This window comes from Oceanobacillus iheyensis HTE831, assembly GCF_000011245.1.
GTDB lineage: Bacteria > Bacillota > Bacilli > Bacillales > Amphibacillaceae > Oceanobacillus > Oceanobacillus iheyensis.
In genome coordinates this window covers 3,491,306-3,506,883 of sequence record NC_004193.1, presented here as the reverse complement: position 1 = coordinate 3,506,883, position 15,578 = coordinate 3,491,306, and the positions used below count along the sequence as shown (strand labels likewise).

At 36.1% G+C, this 15,578-nt stretch carries 16 protein-coding genes; 12 read left to right on the top strand and 4 right to left on the bottom strand.

All coding sequences use genetic code 11. The features are described from left to right. Positions 1 to 11 precede the first annotated feature (11 nt). Positions 12 to 1,181, bottom strand: coding sequence for a DUF418 domain-containing protein (locus OB_RS17180; RefSeq protein WP_011067769.1), 1,170 nt, complete (start codon positions 1,179 to 1,181; stop codon positions 12 to 14). Between the two features lie 410 nt (positions 1,182 to 1,591). Here OB_RS17180 and OB_RS17175 point away from each other — a divergent pair, with 410 nt between their 5' ends. From OB_RS17175 to OB_RS17110, 12 genes are all read left to right on the top strand, one after another. Continuing rightward, complete coding sequence (locus OB_RS17175; protein ID WP_011067768.1) at positions 1,592 to 1,873, top strand: YwqI/YxiC family protein; 282 nt, start codon at positions 1,592 to 1,594, stop codon at positions 1,871 to 1,873. A gap of 30 nt (positions 1,874 to 1,903) precedes the next feature. After that, the gene (locus OB_RS17170) at positions 1,904 to 4,099 is read left to right on the top strand and encodes a ribonuclease YeeF family protein (protein ID WP_011067767.1); all 2,196 of its coding nucleotides are present in this window, start codon (positions 1,904 to 1,906) and stop codon (positions 4,097 to 4,099) included. Next, positions 4,089 to 4,430 carry a hypothetical protein gene (locus OB_RS17995; RefSeq protein WP_011067766.1) on the top strand — a complete coding sequence of 114 codons (342 nt, stop codon included), beginning with the start codon at positions 4,089 to 4,091 and terminating at the stop codon, positions 4,428 to 4,430. The genes OB_RS17170 and OB_RS17995 overlap by 11 nt, the downstream gene beginning before the upstream one ends. Beyond that, complete coding sequence (locus tag OB_RS17160) at positions 4,421 to 4,729, top strand: hypothetical protein (protein WP_041544380.1); 309 nt, start codon at positions 4,421 to 4,423, stop codon at positions 4,727 to 4,729. The genes OB_RS17995 and OB_RS17160 overlap by 10 nt, the downstream gene beginning before the upstream one ends. Before the next feature lie 147 nt (positions 4,730 to 4,876). Then, the gene (locus OB_RS17905) at positions 4,877 to 5,650 is read left to right on the top strand and encodes a hypothetical protein (RefSeq protein WP_152023728.1); all 774 of its coding nucleotides are present in this window, start codon (positions 4,877 to 4,879) and stop codon (positions 5,648 to 5,650) included. A gap of 15 nt (positions 5,651 to 5,665) precedes the next feature. Further along, the gene (locus OB_RS17150) at positions 5,666 to 5,986 is read left to right on the top strand and encodes a hypothetical protein (protein ID WP_011067763.1); all 321 of its coding nucleotides are present in this window, start codon (positions 5,666 to 5,668) and stop codon (positions 5,984 to 5,986) included. A 656-nt stretch (positions 5,987 to 6,642) separates the two neighbouring features. Beyond that, positions 6,643 to 6,909 (top strand): hypothetical protein, encoded by a 267-nt coding sequence (locus tag OB_RS17145; RefSeq protein ID WP_011067762.1) that lies wholly within the window; start codon positions 6,643 to 6,645, stop codon positions 6,907 to 6,909. Between the two features lie 236 nt (positions 6,910 to 7,145). Continuing rightward, positions 7,146 to 7,679 (top strand): hypothetical protein, encoded by a 534-nt coding sequence (locus tag OB_RS17140; protein ID WP_152023727.1) that lies wholly within the window; start codon positions 7,146 to 7,148, stop codon positions 7,677 to 7,679. Between the two features lie 19 nt (positions 7,680 to 7,698). Beyond that, positions 7,699 to 8,076: a hypothetical protein gene (locus OB_RS17135; protein ID WP_011067760.1), complete on the top strand. Its 378-nt coding sequence runs from the start codon at positions 7,699 to 7,701 to the stop codon at positions 8,074 to 8,076. 522 nt (positions 8,077 to 8,598) lie between these two features. After that, positions 8,599 to 8,928, top strand: a complete 330-nt coding sequence (locus tag OB_RS17130) for a hypothetical protein (RefSeq protein ID WP_011067759.1) — start codon at positions 8,599 to 8,601, stop codon at positions 8,926 to 8,928. Between the two features lie 1,443 nt (positions 8,929 to 10,371). Beyond that, a complete protein-coding gene (locus OB_RS17115) occupies positions 10,372 to 11,733 on the top strand; it encodes a serine hydrolase domain-containing protein (protein WP_011067757.1) in 1,362 nt (453 codons plus the stop codon). A 93-nt stretch (positions 11,734 to 11,826) separates the two neighbouring features. Then, positions 11,827 to 12,024, top strand: coding sequence for a hypothetical protein (locus tag OB_RS17110; protein ID WP_011067756.1), 198 nt, complete (start codon positions 11,827 to 11,829; stop codon positions 12,022 to 12,024). A gap of 300 nt (positions 12,025 to 12,324) precedes the next feature. Here the strand turns inward: OB_RS17110 and OB_RS17105 are convergent, their stop codons facing one another. From OB_RS17105 to OB_RS17095, 3 genes are read right to left on the bottom strand one after another with little or no spacing between them, the layout of a single operon-like run. Next, complete coding sequence (locus OB_RS17105) at positions 12,325 to 14,574, bottom strand: carboxypeptidase regulatory-like domain-containing protein (RefSeq protein ID WP_011067755.1); 2,250 nt, start codon at positions 14,572 to 14,574, stop codon at positions 12,325 to 12,327. Further along, positions 14,564 to 14,890: a hypothetical protein gene (locus OB_RS17100; RefSeq protein WP_011067754.1), complete on the bottom strand. Its 327-nt coding sequence runs from the start codon at positions 14,888 to 14,890 to the stop codon at positions 14,564 to 14,566. The genes OB_RS17105 and OB_RS17100 overlap by 11 nt, the downstream gene beginning before the upstream one ends. After that, positions 14,850 to 15,446 (bottom strand): RNA polymerase sigma factor, encoded by a 597-nt coding sequence (locus OB_RS17095; RefSeq protein ID WP_407938090.1) that lies wholly within the window; start codon positions 15,444 to 15,446, stop codon positions 14,850 to 14,852. Before OB_RS17095 ends, OB_RS17100 begins: the two co-directional genes overlap by 41 nt. Positions 15,447 to 15,578 lie beyond the last annotated feature (132 nt).

The window sequence follows — 15,578 nt, the reverse complement described above, 5'->3', positions numbered from 1 at the left end:
CGTTATTAATTTTATGCATTTTTATACATCATTCGCCTCATTACAACTTCCAATGGACCATTCATATTGTTTTTCTCTAATAAAGTGGCCATCAAAATGGAAAACACCCAAATACCCACAGCAATAAGAGCGGCTATTCCGTTATTGACGGTTCCTGCTAAATCAAGTGCTACTGGTGATAAGAATAGAACAAGCATCGCCTCGTTCCATATGTAAAATGTTAATGAACGCTTTCCTAGAGCCTTTAAAGAATTACTAATAGGACCGGGTTTTTTTACATTCGCCCCGATTAAACCAAAAATTGCTGCATAGGCTACCCCTCCTGCAATTCCAGTTAATATATGGAGTCCAAATAGTAAACCAGATACGAAGAAACTAGGCTGCCACACGCTCCCTATGAAGGATAGTGGTAGTGCACCTAATAGCGAAATAGTTAAGCCTACAACACTTAAGAGTTTAAGCGATTGTAAATGTAATTCCGGTTTTGTCAATAACTGTTTTTTCGCTAACCATATCCCTATCAAAACGGATGGGAGTATAGGAATCATCAAATGAATGATAATTGGAATGATTGGAAAAGTAGCTAAAAGAGATAATGTGCGATTTACATAGGTGTCTGTTGCTGATAGATCTAGTGGGAAACCGTAACTCTTGAATTCTAGCATACCGAATCCCCATAATATGGGAGTCACAAGACAGTAAATGAGTGTAATAATGATAAGTGATCGTACGATTACTTTAAGATTCCGACTTAATAGCGTGCTCACAATAAGTCCAGCAAAACCATAAGCCATCAGGATATCTTGTCCGCCTACGATGACTGCTAATATGAAACCGAATAAGATTAAATACCAGGAACGTCTTCGTATCAATTTTGCTGCATCTTTCTCACTTTTTCCTTTAGAGCGTTGGCTATTAAATAACAAGACTAAACCATACCCTAACAATAAGGCAAACATTGCTCTCGCTCGATGATCAATAAAAAATATCCCAAAAAGGTTTACAATTTCATCAAAGAAGTTCGTACTTGCGACTCTTTGCATAAGCCCTGGTTCCGCGTTGTATAAGTAAAGTGGCGCGTGGGCAAGTACAATTAATAATAAGATCGTGCCTCGTGCTAAATCTAATGAAATGGCGCGCTTTTTTATCTCAGGTTGTCTATTTTGTGATGTAACGAACATGTGCTGTGTAATCCTCTCTTTTATTCCTTTTTATAAATTACTTATTTCGTAAACTTGTTCAATTCTAGCAAACCATTAGCGATGGTTTAGAACGATTTAGTTGGATTATAACCATTTATTTACTTTTATTCAATTATTTGGTAGTTTTAGTTTTCTTTTTAGTTGCGAATGATTTGGAGCAATACCTTCATTAGAAAGACGGATAGCGTTGTGGGCAGAGAAGCTTCGGACCGTTAACATACTTACTAACTAGTTCAAAAGTCTGTTTTATATACGTAATCCTTAAAAAATAGTAAAAAATTCCCCTTCGAATCCGAAGTAAGGATGTTTATACTAAAAATAGATGAAAAATAAGTTAAATTTTACCATGAAATAAGGTGTGCATTCTGAAGCGGTGAGGGAGTGAAGACATGGGTGAGATAAAATTGAATCGAAGTCCGGTCGAACAAAAGCTTCAAGACTATGAATCGGCAGTCAATCAGGTGAAGCTAGAAGGAACCGCGGATATTCGCGGTAAGAACAACGTAGAAGTAGTCGAGAAAATAAATCGGCTAAATCAACGTTTGGAAGAGCTAACCGAGCGATATCGAGAAATCTCAACAAAGCATCTTTCTACAGCTTATCGTGCGTTAGATAATCTAGAGGAAGAAGAAAGAATGGCTGCAAAAGGAATTGAAATGATCGAGTCCTAGTGGGGGAGTAGGAGGGAAGGATTTAGGAGAATGAAGACAGTAGAGGCTTCAACGATTCATGAAGGAATTGAACAGACGACAAAGCTATTATCTGAATTAGCAAATCAAGTAGCAGAAGTACACGGAAAAATTACGGGCATATTAAATACCGAGTCTGATTTTAGTGGTCAAGCAGCCTCGTCCATCAGAGCATTTTATAAAGATATTCACGCACCACTAGCCGTCTATTTGGAAGGAATTGTTCGAGACTATCACGATATACTTAGGCAAATCCAACAGTTATTGTATGAACTCGATAGTTCGGAGCATGCGTATATTGATGAAGACTTCTTGAAATCAGAGATGGAGCGTCAATTAAAAAAAGCAAAAGAACAAACCGCACAGCTTACTGATGAAACGAATGATATTTTACGTTCGGTACGTGATATTATTCATCTGTCGGATGTATCCGATGATCAATTCATACACAGTGTCGAGAAGACAGAAAGCAAAGTAAATAAAACCATAGAAAAGCTTCATCAATTTGATCAAGAAGCGACCCATAAATTAACAACTACGGAAAACGATGTGGACCTCCTAGAAAATTACCTCTCTGACATTCAATCGTTAACAAAAGATCGTCAATTGATTATGACGAGTTACCAAGCAAACTCCATTACACAACTCGACGTCCATCAGCAAATGATTGCCGGACTCGTACAAAAAACCATACCGAAAGATTTTGTTTTAGACATCTTTCGATCGATAACCAACTCTAGTTATCTCGCAATGGGAAATACAGCTGCATCGATTGTACGCGCACAATTAAATGATACAATGAGTATGACGATGAATTACCGTATGCGTGCCCTAGCAACTATCGTCGATACGACATCTCCAGTCATGCTGGGAGACGAGTTTAAGAGCCTAGACGCAAAGGTCGTAAGCAGTCAATCGGTACGCGATTATAAAGGTGAATACTACGGAAACTATCTTACGTTGCAAGACGGAAGAGTGGTTCGCTCTTTTATGGATCACGATGGGGTTATGAAGTATCATTTTGTGGGAGATATTCCAGAAGAACGCTTGAAGCCGGTGGAAGAGGATAAGAGCCTTCTAAGTAGGTTTGGATCTAGCTTTATGAGAACCGTAGACTCAACTTACGAATTAGGGAAAGATACCGTTCAAGGATTAGGTAATCATTTTGAAGAATTAAATGATAATAAGATGAATTCTTTTTATGACTTTGCCAATTATTTAACCGTCGGTGCTTTAGATGGCGGAAAGAATACTTACAACTCGATGGTAGGGTATAGTGAAAACATGTTAAATTCGCCTGCGGATTTTGCCAACTGGGTAACAATGGGTGGAGTGGATCTTGCTGAGGGTGCGTTTAATCCGGATGATCCAAATTCAAAAGAACATATAGCACATGTGATTTCGATGGGAATGTTTATGTTCATACGGAAACCAAGTCCTAAAGCAGACATTTCCACTCCAAACAGTAAATCGACTGGTGCACAAGCAGCACCGAAGCAAGACAAGGATTCACCAAGTACTAACGCTACTGTATCAAGTACTAATACGTATGTACCTGGTAAATTACCAACACTAACCAACATTCGCGAGTGGTTCCGTGTACGAATGCCAGAAGTAGGGCTTGTACAGGATGCAACTGGAGCTTATCATTTAGCTAAGACGGATACTCCTCGAGGTGGGAGGAGTAGTGGGAGTTCGAATGAGGCTGAAATCTCCATGAAGAAAAAAGGTAGTGGGGATGGTGACAGTATTGATGGTGTTAATGTTATAGATGGTAAAATCGGTGGAAAGATACCTGCAGAAGATTTTAAGCAGATACGTGATGCATCTTTGCATAATGTGGATACTAATTCTATGACCCTTGGAAAGTATACGCCAACAATAGAAAAAGGAGTTGAAAATTGGGGTAAAGCTGGTTCAGACTCTTATATTGGAAAAGCTGGTAAAGATTCAATGTACTTCGATTTAGGGAGTGAATGGGGAACTATTCAAAAGAAATATGCTTTGACAGATGATGAGATGTTTAATTATTTCAATATACCTGCATTAGATGATGCAGTAATGAGCGGAAAACAGATTCGTTTTTCTCATAATCCCGGTCTAAAGATTTATGAAGAAAGTTATTTAGCACAAGAATGGAAATACTTACAATCTAAGTATGGATTTGATGAATTGATTAAAGAAGGGGATGTATGGATTGCAAACTAAAGGATATGGAGAAATAAAAAAAGAAGTGAAAAAAGCATTAAAGGCTCATTTTGACGATAAAATAGGAACATTTAATGTTTTTGGTCAAACTGATACACCATATACTATGTTTAACATGCAGTTTGAAATGTATAATTATTTCAATGTGATATTTAATTATGACAGAGGAAGGATGGGGTGTGTTCTTGTAAATGGGGAATATGGAATTGGTCTTTATAACAGTCAAAAATGGTACGACCAAGCAGATATGAATTTATTTTGCAAAGAACTCCAAGAACAAGTCGAGTTGAGAATACCAGATAAATTTTTGGAATACAATGGATGGAAGTAAATAGTAGAGAAATGATGAATGAACGTAAAGATCTTCTTAATAAGACACAAAAAGTTATAAAATTAGCTAATGAAAAAGCTAAAAATACCAATCATGGTTACATTAATACACTACTAAAAAAACTAAATAAGTTATATGATAATTTGCAAGATGATAGTATCAGTTTAGAATTTATTAAAGAAAATAATGGATTCCTAGATGGGGCAGTCCGTGCTTATTTTGATACCAATTTGCCTGAAAGTTACGAAGAAACCTTTCTTATAGAGTTAGGAGATTTAGAAATGGAGTTTAAAAAATAGAAATAAATATAGAAGTAAAGTAAATGACAAGTAACTACTTGGAATTATTATCAGATTATGAAAACAAAAGCGCTAGACAAGATATATATTCTTGTTTAGCTTTTTTAAATTTTTCTGGGGGATTTTCCTGAAGAACGCTTGAAGCCGGTGGAAGAGGATAAGAATCTATGGGATCATACCGTAGCCCTATCGAAAAAAGTGGCGGATGGAACGGTTGAGATAGGCCAGTCGGTGGTAGAAACGACGGTCAATACAGGAAAAACCATGTGGGATGGTGCCGTTAATTTCGGAAAAGCGTCCTTTGATGTGGCAGCATGGGCAGGAGAAAAGCTGTATGGCGGTGGAAAAGCCGCAGTAGACTTTTTGTTCCTCGACGACATGAAGACACTAGTAGATAATAAAGCAACAGTTGGCGAGAAGGCGATGGCTGGGTTTTTCTTATTACCAATTGGGAAATTCGGAAAAGCTGGCAAGTTAGTGAAAGAATATGATGGCTTTAAAGTGAATAGTAAGGGTGAGGTTCCTGCGAAGAAGAGTAAAAGTAATGGGGATGCTAAGAAAACTAGCAGTGAAACTTCTTGGAGTTTGAATAAAGAAGGAGCAACAATCAATGGAAGAAAATATTCTGGCCATGCTTTAGAAAGAATGGCGCCTAAAACACCTGAAGTAAAGGCAAAACTTAGTACCAGAGCTCATAAAGTAGCAAGAGAAAAAGGCTTACTACCAGGGAGTAGGCAATATAGTGATTTTGTTCAAAAATATGTACAACCTAGAAACGTACCACCAACTGTAATTGAAGATGTTATAAAAAATGGTAATAGAATACAAGGTAACAAGTCTGGGACTTGGGTATATGATACAAAAAAATTAAGAGTAGTATTAAATGATATTGGTGATGTCATTACTGTAATACCAAAATAGAAAGGTGAAAATATAATGTTCGTAAAATTTGAGGAAATAGATTTATTAGAATTATTTAATAGTGAAGGAGAAAGTTTAACTGGTAATAAAGATGATGGAGAACTATTATATACTAGTAGTATAATAGAGTTCAGTTTAAGTATTTATATTCGGACTTATGAACAACAAGTTAGTTTATTTTTAAAATATAAAGGTAAAGATATTTTTTACGCAGATTTAAAAAATGTATATGAAATTAAAAAAGTTGATAATATATTAAAGATTTTAAGTGATGAAAAACAAATTGCAAGTATTACCTTTGGAGAGGAATTTATTATTGATCTTAAAGAAGAATAATTAATTTTCCTTATAGCCGTAATCTTATGTTACAGAGGATTTCGGCTATTAAACTATTTAAAATGTGGCTTTATTTTTACATGTAATGTGATGGCTAAACATTTATGAATATAATGCATTTCCTTATCATTTAGTTAAGACGGATACTCCTCGAAGTGGGGGGAGTAGTCGGAGTTCAAATGATGATAGGAATAAAGCATTTTCTAAGAAAATCGATTTCGGAGAGTATTCAACGAAAATTGATGGTAAAGTTACATTAGTTGAGAAACAAAATATTGATGACTGGCTAATTGAATCGTTTAAAGACAGTAACTATCGAACTGTAATTACTAATGAACCATTATACTTATATAGATCATTTGGAGGGAAAGCTAAGTCCGGAGGTGCTTTTGCGACTACGGAAACCGCTGGTAATAGAATTAATGCCAAGTTAGACAGTGCTTTATTACCGAATTGGAAAAATACTAGACAATATGAGGCATTAATAGAGGTTCCTAAAGGGACAAAATTAAATATTGGAAGAGTTGAAAAACAGAAAACAAAAGCAGGAACTGTTTTACAAGGAGATGGAGATCAAGTTCTTCTACCATATGGGTGGCCGGAAGAATGGGTGAAGGAAGTATACGATATCCCTAGTAAATAATGAGGTGGAAAAGTTGGAAACAAAAAAGGAATTAATACAACAAATAGTAATTGTAATTAATATACTAGAAAAAGATTATGATATAACTAATGGTATTTTAGAAGAGCTTCATCAAAGATATTTAAAAGCTTTAAAAATTCTTGAGGGAAATAAAGAAATACAGAATATTAATATAGATGGTGGTGTTAGAGCATACTTAGATAGTTTCAGCGACTATACCAATGCTTTATTAGCTGAAATGCATAGAGCAGAAAAGTTATTCAAAGAATTGAATGTCTGAAGTATCGAACTAATTAAGTTTGAGAACTTTTAAAAACATTATAATTGCTTAAGAGGGTATTCTTATTTGAGAATGCTCTTTTTAAGTTCTAAAATCTAAGTTACTTAACGTTGCAAGAGGGAAAAAAGGGTTCGCTCCTTCATGGATCATGATGCTGTCATGGAGTATCATTTTTTGGGAGATATACTAGAAGAACGATTGAAGCCGGTGGAAAAGCCGCAGTGGACTTTCTGTTCTTGGATGACTTGAAGACACTAGTAGATAATGAAGCAACAGTTGGCGAGAAGGCGATGGCTGGGTTTTTCTTATTACCAATCGGGAAATTTGGAAAAGCTGGCAAGCTAGTGAAGGAATATGATGGCTTTAAAGTGAATAGTAAGGGTGAGGTTCCTGCGAAGAAGAGTGGTAGCGTTGATGTTAATAAGACTACGGGACAAAAACACTCTGATTTTGCAGATCGTGATAAACTTGAGGGACATTTTGATAAGCATGGAAAAGAGTTTGGTGGCCTATATAAGAATGCCGATGAGTATCTTAAAGGCGCTAAAGAGGTCATTAATAAAGGTATAAAAGTGAGTTATGAATACAAAGGTGAAATAAGGATAGGGTATATTAAATTTATGGGTAATAACAAAAATGGTAAAGCAAAGTTTGAATTTGTAGGTACTAATAATAAAGGTGATATTACTACATATCATACGCAAAGTGGCAAAAAGATTTGGAAAACGATAAACGGTGATAACATACCAGTAATAAACCCCTTAAAATAAGATGAAAGGATATAACAATATGTATAAAGCTCTTGTTAAAAGATTAAATTCCCAAATTGAGGAAGAAGTTACTCTTGAAATCAAAGGTATTGAATTTACTGGATTTGCTTTTATTTGTCCTTATGAAATTGAATTAGGTAAAACTTATCCTGTTTCAGTAGGATTTACTATACTAGATGAATTAATTATTAGTGAAACAAAGGTAGAAAAGAAAGAATTAGAACGTATTGGATTTGGTTATGAGTATTATATACGAGGTTTGTTACAAAAAGATTCGATTGATGCAGGTATAATCTTTAATGATGAGGATGAATACTTTTCTGATTACCCTGAATTGATAGGGAAATATGTTGAAATGAAAATAGATAGAATAAGTGTAGAGTTTTTAAAGGGATAAACTGGTTTTATCGACTGTACAATTGATTTATGACAAGAGATCAATGGAGAGAGATTCTAATTATATGTGTTATCTTAGGAGATGCAAAAATGTAACAAGAGCCGTAATCTTAATTAAATTAAGATTACGGCTCTTGTATGTAGATTTTAATTATTTTCAATCTCATCTTCATGATACCAATAAAAACTTTACCAAAAATAGAGAATCGGACTATTAGAAAAACTGAGTATGAACAATATACATAGAATAAAAAATTTACAAAACACAGGTCTGCAGGAGTAGCCGATTTCTGGTATCAAGAACAATTGAATGATATTTTGAAAGGTAAGAAACCTAAAGTAGATGGGGAAATAGTACAAGGATACTATTCCTACAGTGCTTCACAATATACGCATCTAGCGAATAAAGGGGGAAATTAATCCAGCTACACCAAATGAGCATTTAAGAGGTTGGTTGGCATGGAGGTAATTGGAAGAATAGTCCGCCATTGATGATTTTTAATTTAAGGAGGGAGACATCTAAATGGCTAAGATGCATATACAAATAGAAAAAGATGCTAATGAGGTCAAGTACATTTCTATCTTAAGAAAAAATACTAATAAAAGTATATCTGAAATAAAAGAATCACTTAATAATAATGATTTCATCTTATCGTATAATCTATTAGAAACTGATGAATTGTTAAAAATGAAAAAAATAGTAAAGTTACTGTTAGAGGCGGGTGCTAAAGTTCACATATATGAAGAGAATAGAGAGGTAAGCATTGAATTTTTAGATAACCTTATAGAATCTCATTTAGATACAGAAAGGTATCTGGAGGAAGTTGATGATCAAATGTTAAAAGAGGATTAAGAGGATTAATACGGTTATTTTGGTAGATAAAACGAATGATTGGAATGTTATATTATTTCGAGGAACTGAGAAAAATATTTTGTGAGTTTCTTGGTCATAAATAAGGGAATATTTCTATAAATAATGCCACCAGTGATGTTTTAGAAAAAATGTAGTTTGCTGTTGACTTTATTTTGATTTATGGTTTGAAGAAGTGAAGGAAAATAGACCTTGATAGGAATAAGCCTATCAAGGATTCTAAACCATTAAGCGATTGGTTGTAAATTATGCAACAAGTGCTTATATTATACTATTTATTTGAACGGAAAAAGAGGCTATTGATAGAATTATTTACTACAGTTAGACTGTATGAAGTCTGTAACCTCATTAAAATAAAATTAACATTATGAAATAGATTGTATAAATATTATTAGAATTAAGTTTATTGGTATTGTAATCATTAGAAAAAGTAACATATAATTTTGTGTGTTATTACCTTTTTTGCTTATAGAGAATTTTTCAATAACAACATTGCTTATTGTAATTATCCCTATAAATATAAAGTATAATGGAACATTATCACTATACCAATTTGTAACCAATGGTGAAATAATCAAAAGGACTATTAATTGCATAATTGTCCCAGTTAGAGACAACCTATTTTTTGATGTTTCCGTCATTGCGCTCATAAAATCATTCCTTTCCTTTTAAGAAATCAACTTATCCCTCTTTATCAGCTTCATTAACCTAATTGTAAACATTAAAATCAAGTACACTGTAATAAGCAAAGGAAAATAAAAAGATAAAAAATCATTAGAAGGTAAATTAGTATAGACCATTAACCAAAATAGCGGAATTCCAGGCAATATCACGATACTGCTAAGGAAATTGAGAATAGTTTTCTCTATTTTATTTTTTAAGATAACGATAATACTAAAATTGGAAATTAAGACAAGTAATAATGTTACTACTAAAAGGGTCAAATTCATATAATGCCATCTCCTTTTTCAATTGAGGTTAACTAATTATCTCAATTGAGTCAAAATAAAAAAAGAATATCAGCTCTTTAATTTGCTCCCCCTTTTATTCATTTAAGGGTTTGGATGGAAAATTCTATCAAGCAGTAACGTTGTTTTGTTTAAAGTAGAGAAATGATAACAGGAGTTGTTTTAAAGAAAGTGAATTAAAGGTTTTGACTGAATTGCATTCTACTTTTCAATCTTCAACATGTGGCGAATCTATCATTTAATCATGACGAATTGTAATATTAAGTGCAACACCTAAAATGTGGATTGAGTACTGTTCTGTCACATTATTTAGATTATGTGCTAGACGTTTTCTAATTTCAACAAATTAGGCAGTAATTAGAGCCTAACAACTATAGGGTTTATCTTCATAATTTTCTTGAAACTATTCGACTATTAAAACGTATAATTAGTTAACTTAATAGGGAGGGATCTAACCTTGGATAAAATAAAGTACGAAGAGTTTGCGGAATCGCTTATAAAAGCTCATCAAACCCCAGGAGCAATAGTCGCATTAAACCATCAACGGTATGAAAAAGGGTTCGGTTACCGAGATCGAGAAAATGAATTACCTGTTACAGCGGACACTATTTTTGGAATTGGAAGTATTACGAAGTCTATGACCTGCATCGCCATACTTCAACTGCAAGAAGCCGGCAAACTATCTGTCCACGACACCATTAAAACATATCTTCCTGAGATTACGTTTAGAGGGAGTGAAGATATAACACTTCACCATCTAATGACACATACAGCCGGCATTCCCCCGTTAAACACACTTTTTTACGCGAATAAGCAATCAATGGAGGAAGATGGTTCCTTCGATTTTCAAATTAAGCTCGGTGTCCCGCTTGATCCTGGACAAGATAGCATTGATACGTACGATGATCTTATAAACTATCTAAATACGATTCAAATTGACCCGATTGACCGTCCTGGGCGTTCATTCAGCTATTCAAATGATGGCTACGCTCTTCTTGGCATTATTATTGAACGTGTTAGCGGGCAGTCGTATGCACACTATATAGAGGCTAATATCTTCCAGCCACTTGGTATGAAAAGTAGTTTTTTTGATCCAGAGCGATTGAATAATCGAGCAACGAGTCTGTATAGCGTTAACCCGCTTGCTGAGACACCAGCAGTGGAACACTCGCCTGGTTGGTGGGATGCGCCTGCGATGTGGGCAGCCGGTTATGTAAAGTCAACTGCTGCTGATATGCTTCGGTTTGGAGATGTCTTTTTGAATGAGGGCAATGGTATTTTAACTCCGGAAAGCCTTGATGACTTAACTTCTCAGCATATTGAAGTAGAGCCAGGCCTATATTATGGTTACGGTGTCATCATTAACCCTGATTTTTTTGGCACAACACTCATTGAACATGGTGGAGGAATTAAAGGTGTGTCAGCGCAGTTTTCCGTATTGCCTGAGAAGGATATTGTTGGTGTTTGTTTGACGAACATTGCTGGTGCTCCTGCTGAAGCGCTGTTAAAAGGGGCAATACAAAGCGAGATGGATATTGAGCCTGATAAAAAAGCAATCGAGTATGACGATTATATGCTCTCTGAAGCAGATCGCCAAGCAATTATCGGTACGTATCATTCTAATGAGGGACAAACGATCAAAGTCTATGAAAAGGATGAAGCTATTTTTATAGATTATTTAGGAACGGAAATTCCAACCCGCCCTGTGGGGAAAAGTGATGTTACCATAGCGATGCATGGGACTGAGCACTTATTGCAGTTTAAAGACGACCGTCTTCATTTTGGGTTTAGACAACTGTTACGAATGGATAGTGAATAGCGTTGAAGGATCTCTTTTATTAATTTACTTATCTAAATATCTTTATATAGTACAATTTAAAACATGTAAATTTGATTAAAGAGGTGAAGCATCATGTCAAAAAAACAAGAACCTTTAATTATGTTAATCATTTTTCTACTTATTGTAGGTATAGCTCCTATTGTTTCTGGACCGTTACTATACTTTGAAACTAATGAACCCTTGTATTTTATCTTTCCTCTAATCGGAATAGCTGGTATTCTATTATTTATTTCAAAAATAAAGAAACGAAAAAAATTACCAAATAACTAGTAGGTAGGGTTATTAAACACCGACCTTCTGAAATATTGGACAAAGTATGTTGCGATTCTGTCATTTATTCATAAAAAATAACCACCCTAGCCTGGCCAGCTAATTAAGGTGGTTATTTTCATCTTACTCTGATTGGAGAGTCGCTCTCTTGAAGGGCTATTGTATTTAACCGTTTGGTGTTCACTCACTAGACGGTTTTTTAAATAATACTATATACAATATGAATTATCTAACATTAGTATTCTCTACTTTGTTTCTATTGAAAACAACAGAAGCAACGCGCTTCTTTTCTTTTACCTTTTACTCCACTTCCAACAGAGATTCCATAAACGTCTCCAAAGCGCCCATATCCGTAGTTTCTCTCCACTGTTCTAGTTCTTCATATTCCTCTTGGAAAAATAAATCAAGGACGTGCTCTATCTCATCACGATAGCCTTCAAAATCAACACTTTCTTTTTTCATTGCTTGAATCATCCTGGTCCAATCAACTTTTGCCTCCGCAAAGGGGCGTTCTGGATGTGTTTTTGCGATATCTAAGATGTTCGTGAAGTTTGTTCCTTCGTATAGTTCAATAGCGAGCCAGTATCCAACCAGATCATTATTCCCGCGTTCTTCCATGATTGCTGCAAATGTATCTTTCGCTGCATCTAATTTTCCTTGTTTCATTAAGGTGGTAGCGTATATCCCCTTCATATAGTGGTCGCTCTCGTCCACGTTCGTAGCGTACAATGCATACCAATGCTCGAGCATATCCCACTCACCCAGCTCATAATAGTACTCCACCAGTCTGGATAGGGCATCGGAGCTGTTTGTTTGCTCAGCTAATTTAATCAAATATGGAATTGCTTCTTCACTCTCGATTTCATTTGAATCTTCATCGAATCGATTCAATCCAATGAGTCTAGTAATCATTCGTAAGCTGTGCATATCATCAGGATTGGCTTTGTAATTGGCTTTATATGTCTCTAGCGCTTTGTCCAGTTTCTTATCTAGCAGTAACTGATCTGCCTCGGTCATACTTCTTTCTTTAAGGTAAAAGAATGGCAGGTTTCCGATGGTTTCTTCTCCTAGGCGATATCCGTTGCTTTCTGTAATTAAGTTACCGTCTGCATCATAGGCTTCTACCGCCCAAGAAAAGCGATTCTCCGTATTGGATAAAGCCAACAAAGATATTGGATCCACTGTATCGGTATCCTCTCCAGAAAATGATATACCGACCGTGTGACTATATAGTTCTTCGACAGGGACTTCCAGTTGTGAATCGGTAATCTGTGACCGAAAGATAGTACTAATCGATCCTTCACCATCAAGATCAATGGCTAGACTAAGTTGGTAATAAGCAGCTTCCTCGACCGAATCCCAGGAAAAAAGTATATGCCCATCTTTTATCGTCTCTTGGTTGACTGGTGAGTAAATATCCATTAATGGTTGCAGTTCAATATTGTAGGCAACTTTATCACCAACTTCGACATCAATCCAGTCATCCATTTCTGCCGGGTAAGTCCACCCATCAATTTGCTCAAAAGAAAACCCAAGCACCATTTGATAGCTTCCTGCATCAATATTGGCAAATTCATAGTATCCGTCATCATCGGTCTGTTGTTTATAAGGTTCATCGCTCAGTCCGCTATAATGAATGTTCGATTCATGTTTTAAAATAACCCCAACATTCGCAGCTGGCGTACCATCGCTATAGACGACTCTGCCTTTAATCGTATTTGGTTCATCGGATTGATTCTCGAGTCTCTCTTTCATGGCCATTAACGATTCATGGACATCCGTCGTGTAGACTTCCGTATTCGAGGTTGCTTCTTTTTCTGCCTGTTCTTTTTCCTCGTATTCAGTTAACGTACGTGTGGCGATATCATGCGCCTTTTCGGTGTCACCTAGCTGTATGGCTATTTCCGCTTGTTTTTCTCTAACTTTTGCTTGTATATAGTAATTCTCTACATTCATTTGTTCACTGATGTCTGTTAATCGTTGTGTTGCTTCTTCATAGTTCACTTGTCTCATCATGAAGTCGATAAGCGATAGATATACTTCTTCCTCTAAAAATAGGTAACTAGTGTTGCTAGACGATATTCGTGTTATTGTACGTTCGAAAACGTGTCTCGCTTGATCCAGCTCTCCTCGAGACTCGTAGTAGGAAGCAAGCTGTATGGTTGCGGAAACAAGGTTCTCATCAATCGGCCCTTCTTCTACATACGTTTTCACATGTGGAAACATCTCTTCTTCCGTAAAAGTAAGGTGCGTTTTCCCTTCATTTACTTGTGTGAACGAAGGTGCAATAACGATATCATATGTCTCGTGACCAGGTTCATCTTGTAGCATATACTCACCGATAATACGCCATTTCTGCTTTTCAAAAATATGATCATCTTCAAGAATCTGAAGGATCGCTGCCTTACTATTAGGTGCATCTGCATTGGCTTGTTTTTCAGCACTATATAATTGATATTGCGGAAGGATAACGAAAAACGTTAATAAGGTGAGAAATACCACACTCGTAATGATTAGTGTCAGATGTTTCACTTTCATTTTAATCTTCATATTGCATCACCAGCTCCTCGAAATCTTCCTTTATGTACACATTTCCACCCACCTTAATCGTTTCATAGGAATGGGTGTTTTCCGGAGTGGAGTCCGAATCGCCAGAAAAAGCAATTCCTACCGATAATAGTACGACAAGACTGACCGAAGTGACAGGAATGAGAGGAACCTCGATTTCCTTATTCCAGATGGCAGCGCATTTTTGTTTCCATGTTTGTTTTTGGACATGGTGGATGATAACCGCTTGTTTGGTAAACGTGAGTTGTTCTAATTCATTATCGAGCTGTTGTTTTATGGTTTGCTGTTGTCGCTTCATCGGATTCCTCTCCTTTCAGTAAGATATCTTTTAATAGTGTTCGCGCACGCTTTAACTTGGATTTCACTGTATTTTCATTGGCATGGGTATGTAGCGCGATTTGGGTAATTTTCATTTCGTTATAGTAAAAGAGCGTAATGACTTCACGGTATTTATAATCCAATTGTTGAATCGCAGCGCTCAGTTGTTGATTCCCTTCCCACTGAAGGAGAAAGTCTTCTGGATTACCAGCAGATGTATCTTCTTTAAACAATTGGAACAGGTTAAAATCGATCGTTGGCAGGAGGTTCTTCCAGCTGTTTTTTCGCATATAGGAGCGGCAGCGATTGATGATGATCGTCGTTAGCCAACTCTTGAGCTTTGCGGCATCCTCGAGCTGATGAATCTTCTCAAAAGCGGTGATAAATGTATCTTGTACAGCTTCTTCCGCCAACTGATGGTCTTTGACGAGCAGGTAGGCCGTTCGTAATAAGTAATCGCCATAGGTATTCATCACTTCGATTAATGCGTCTTCGTCTCTCTGTTTTAAACGCGCGATAAGATGCAATCGAGTCACTCCCCCTTTCTTTTTGTATGTGGTGGCAAGTCGGTCGTGGTGTGTGTTCGGTGGATTTATTTAATTTGAGTATAATATATAGATGCGGTTGGGGGCGGGGAAGTTGCGAAATAGTTTGGAATATTTTTGTGG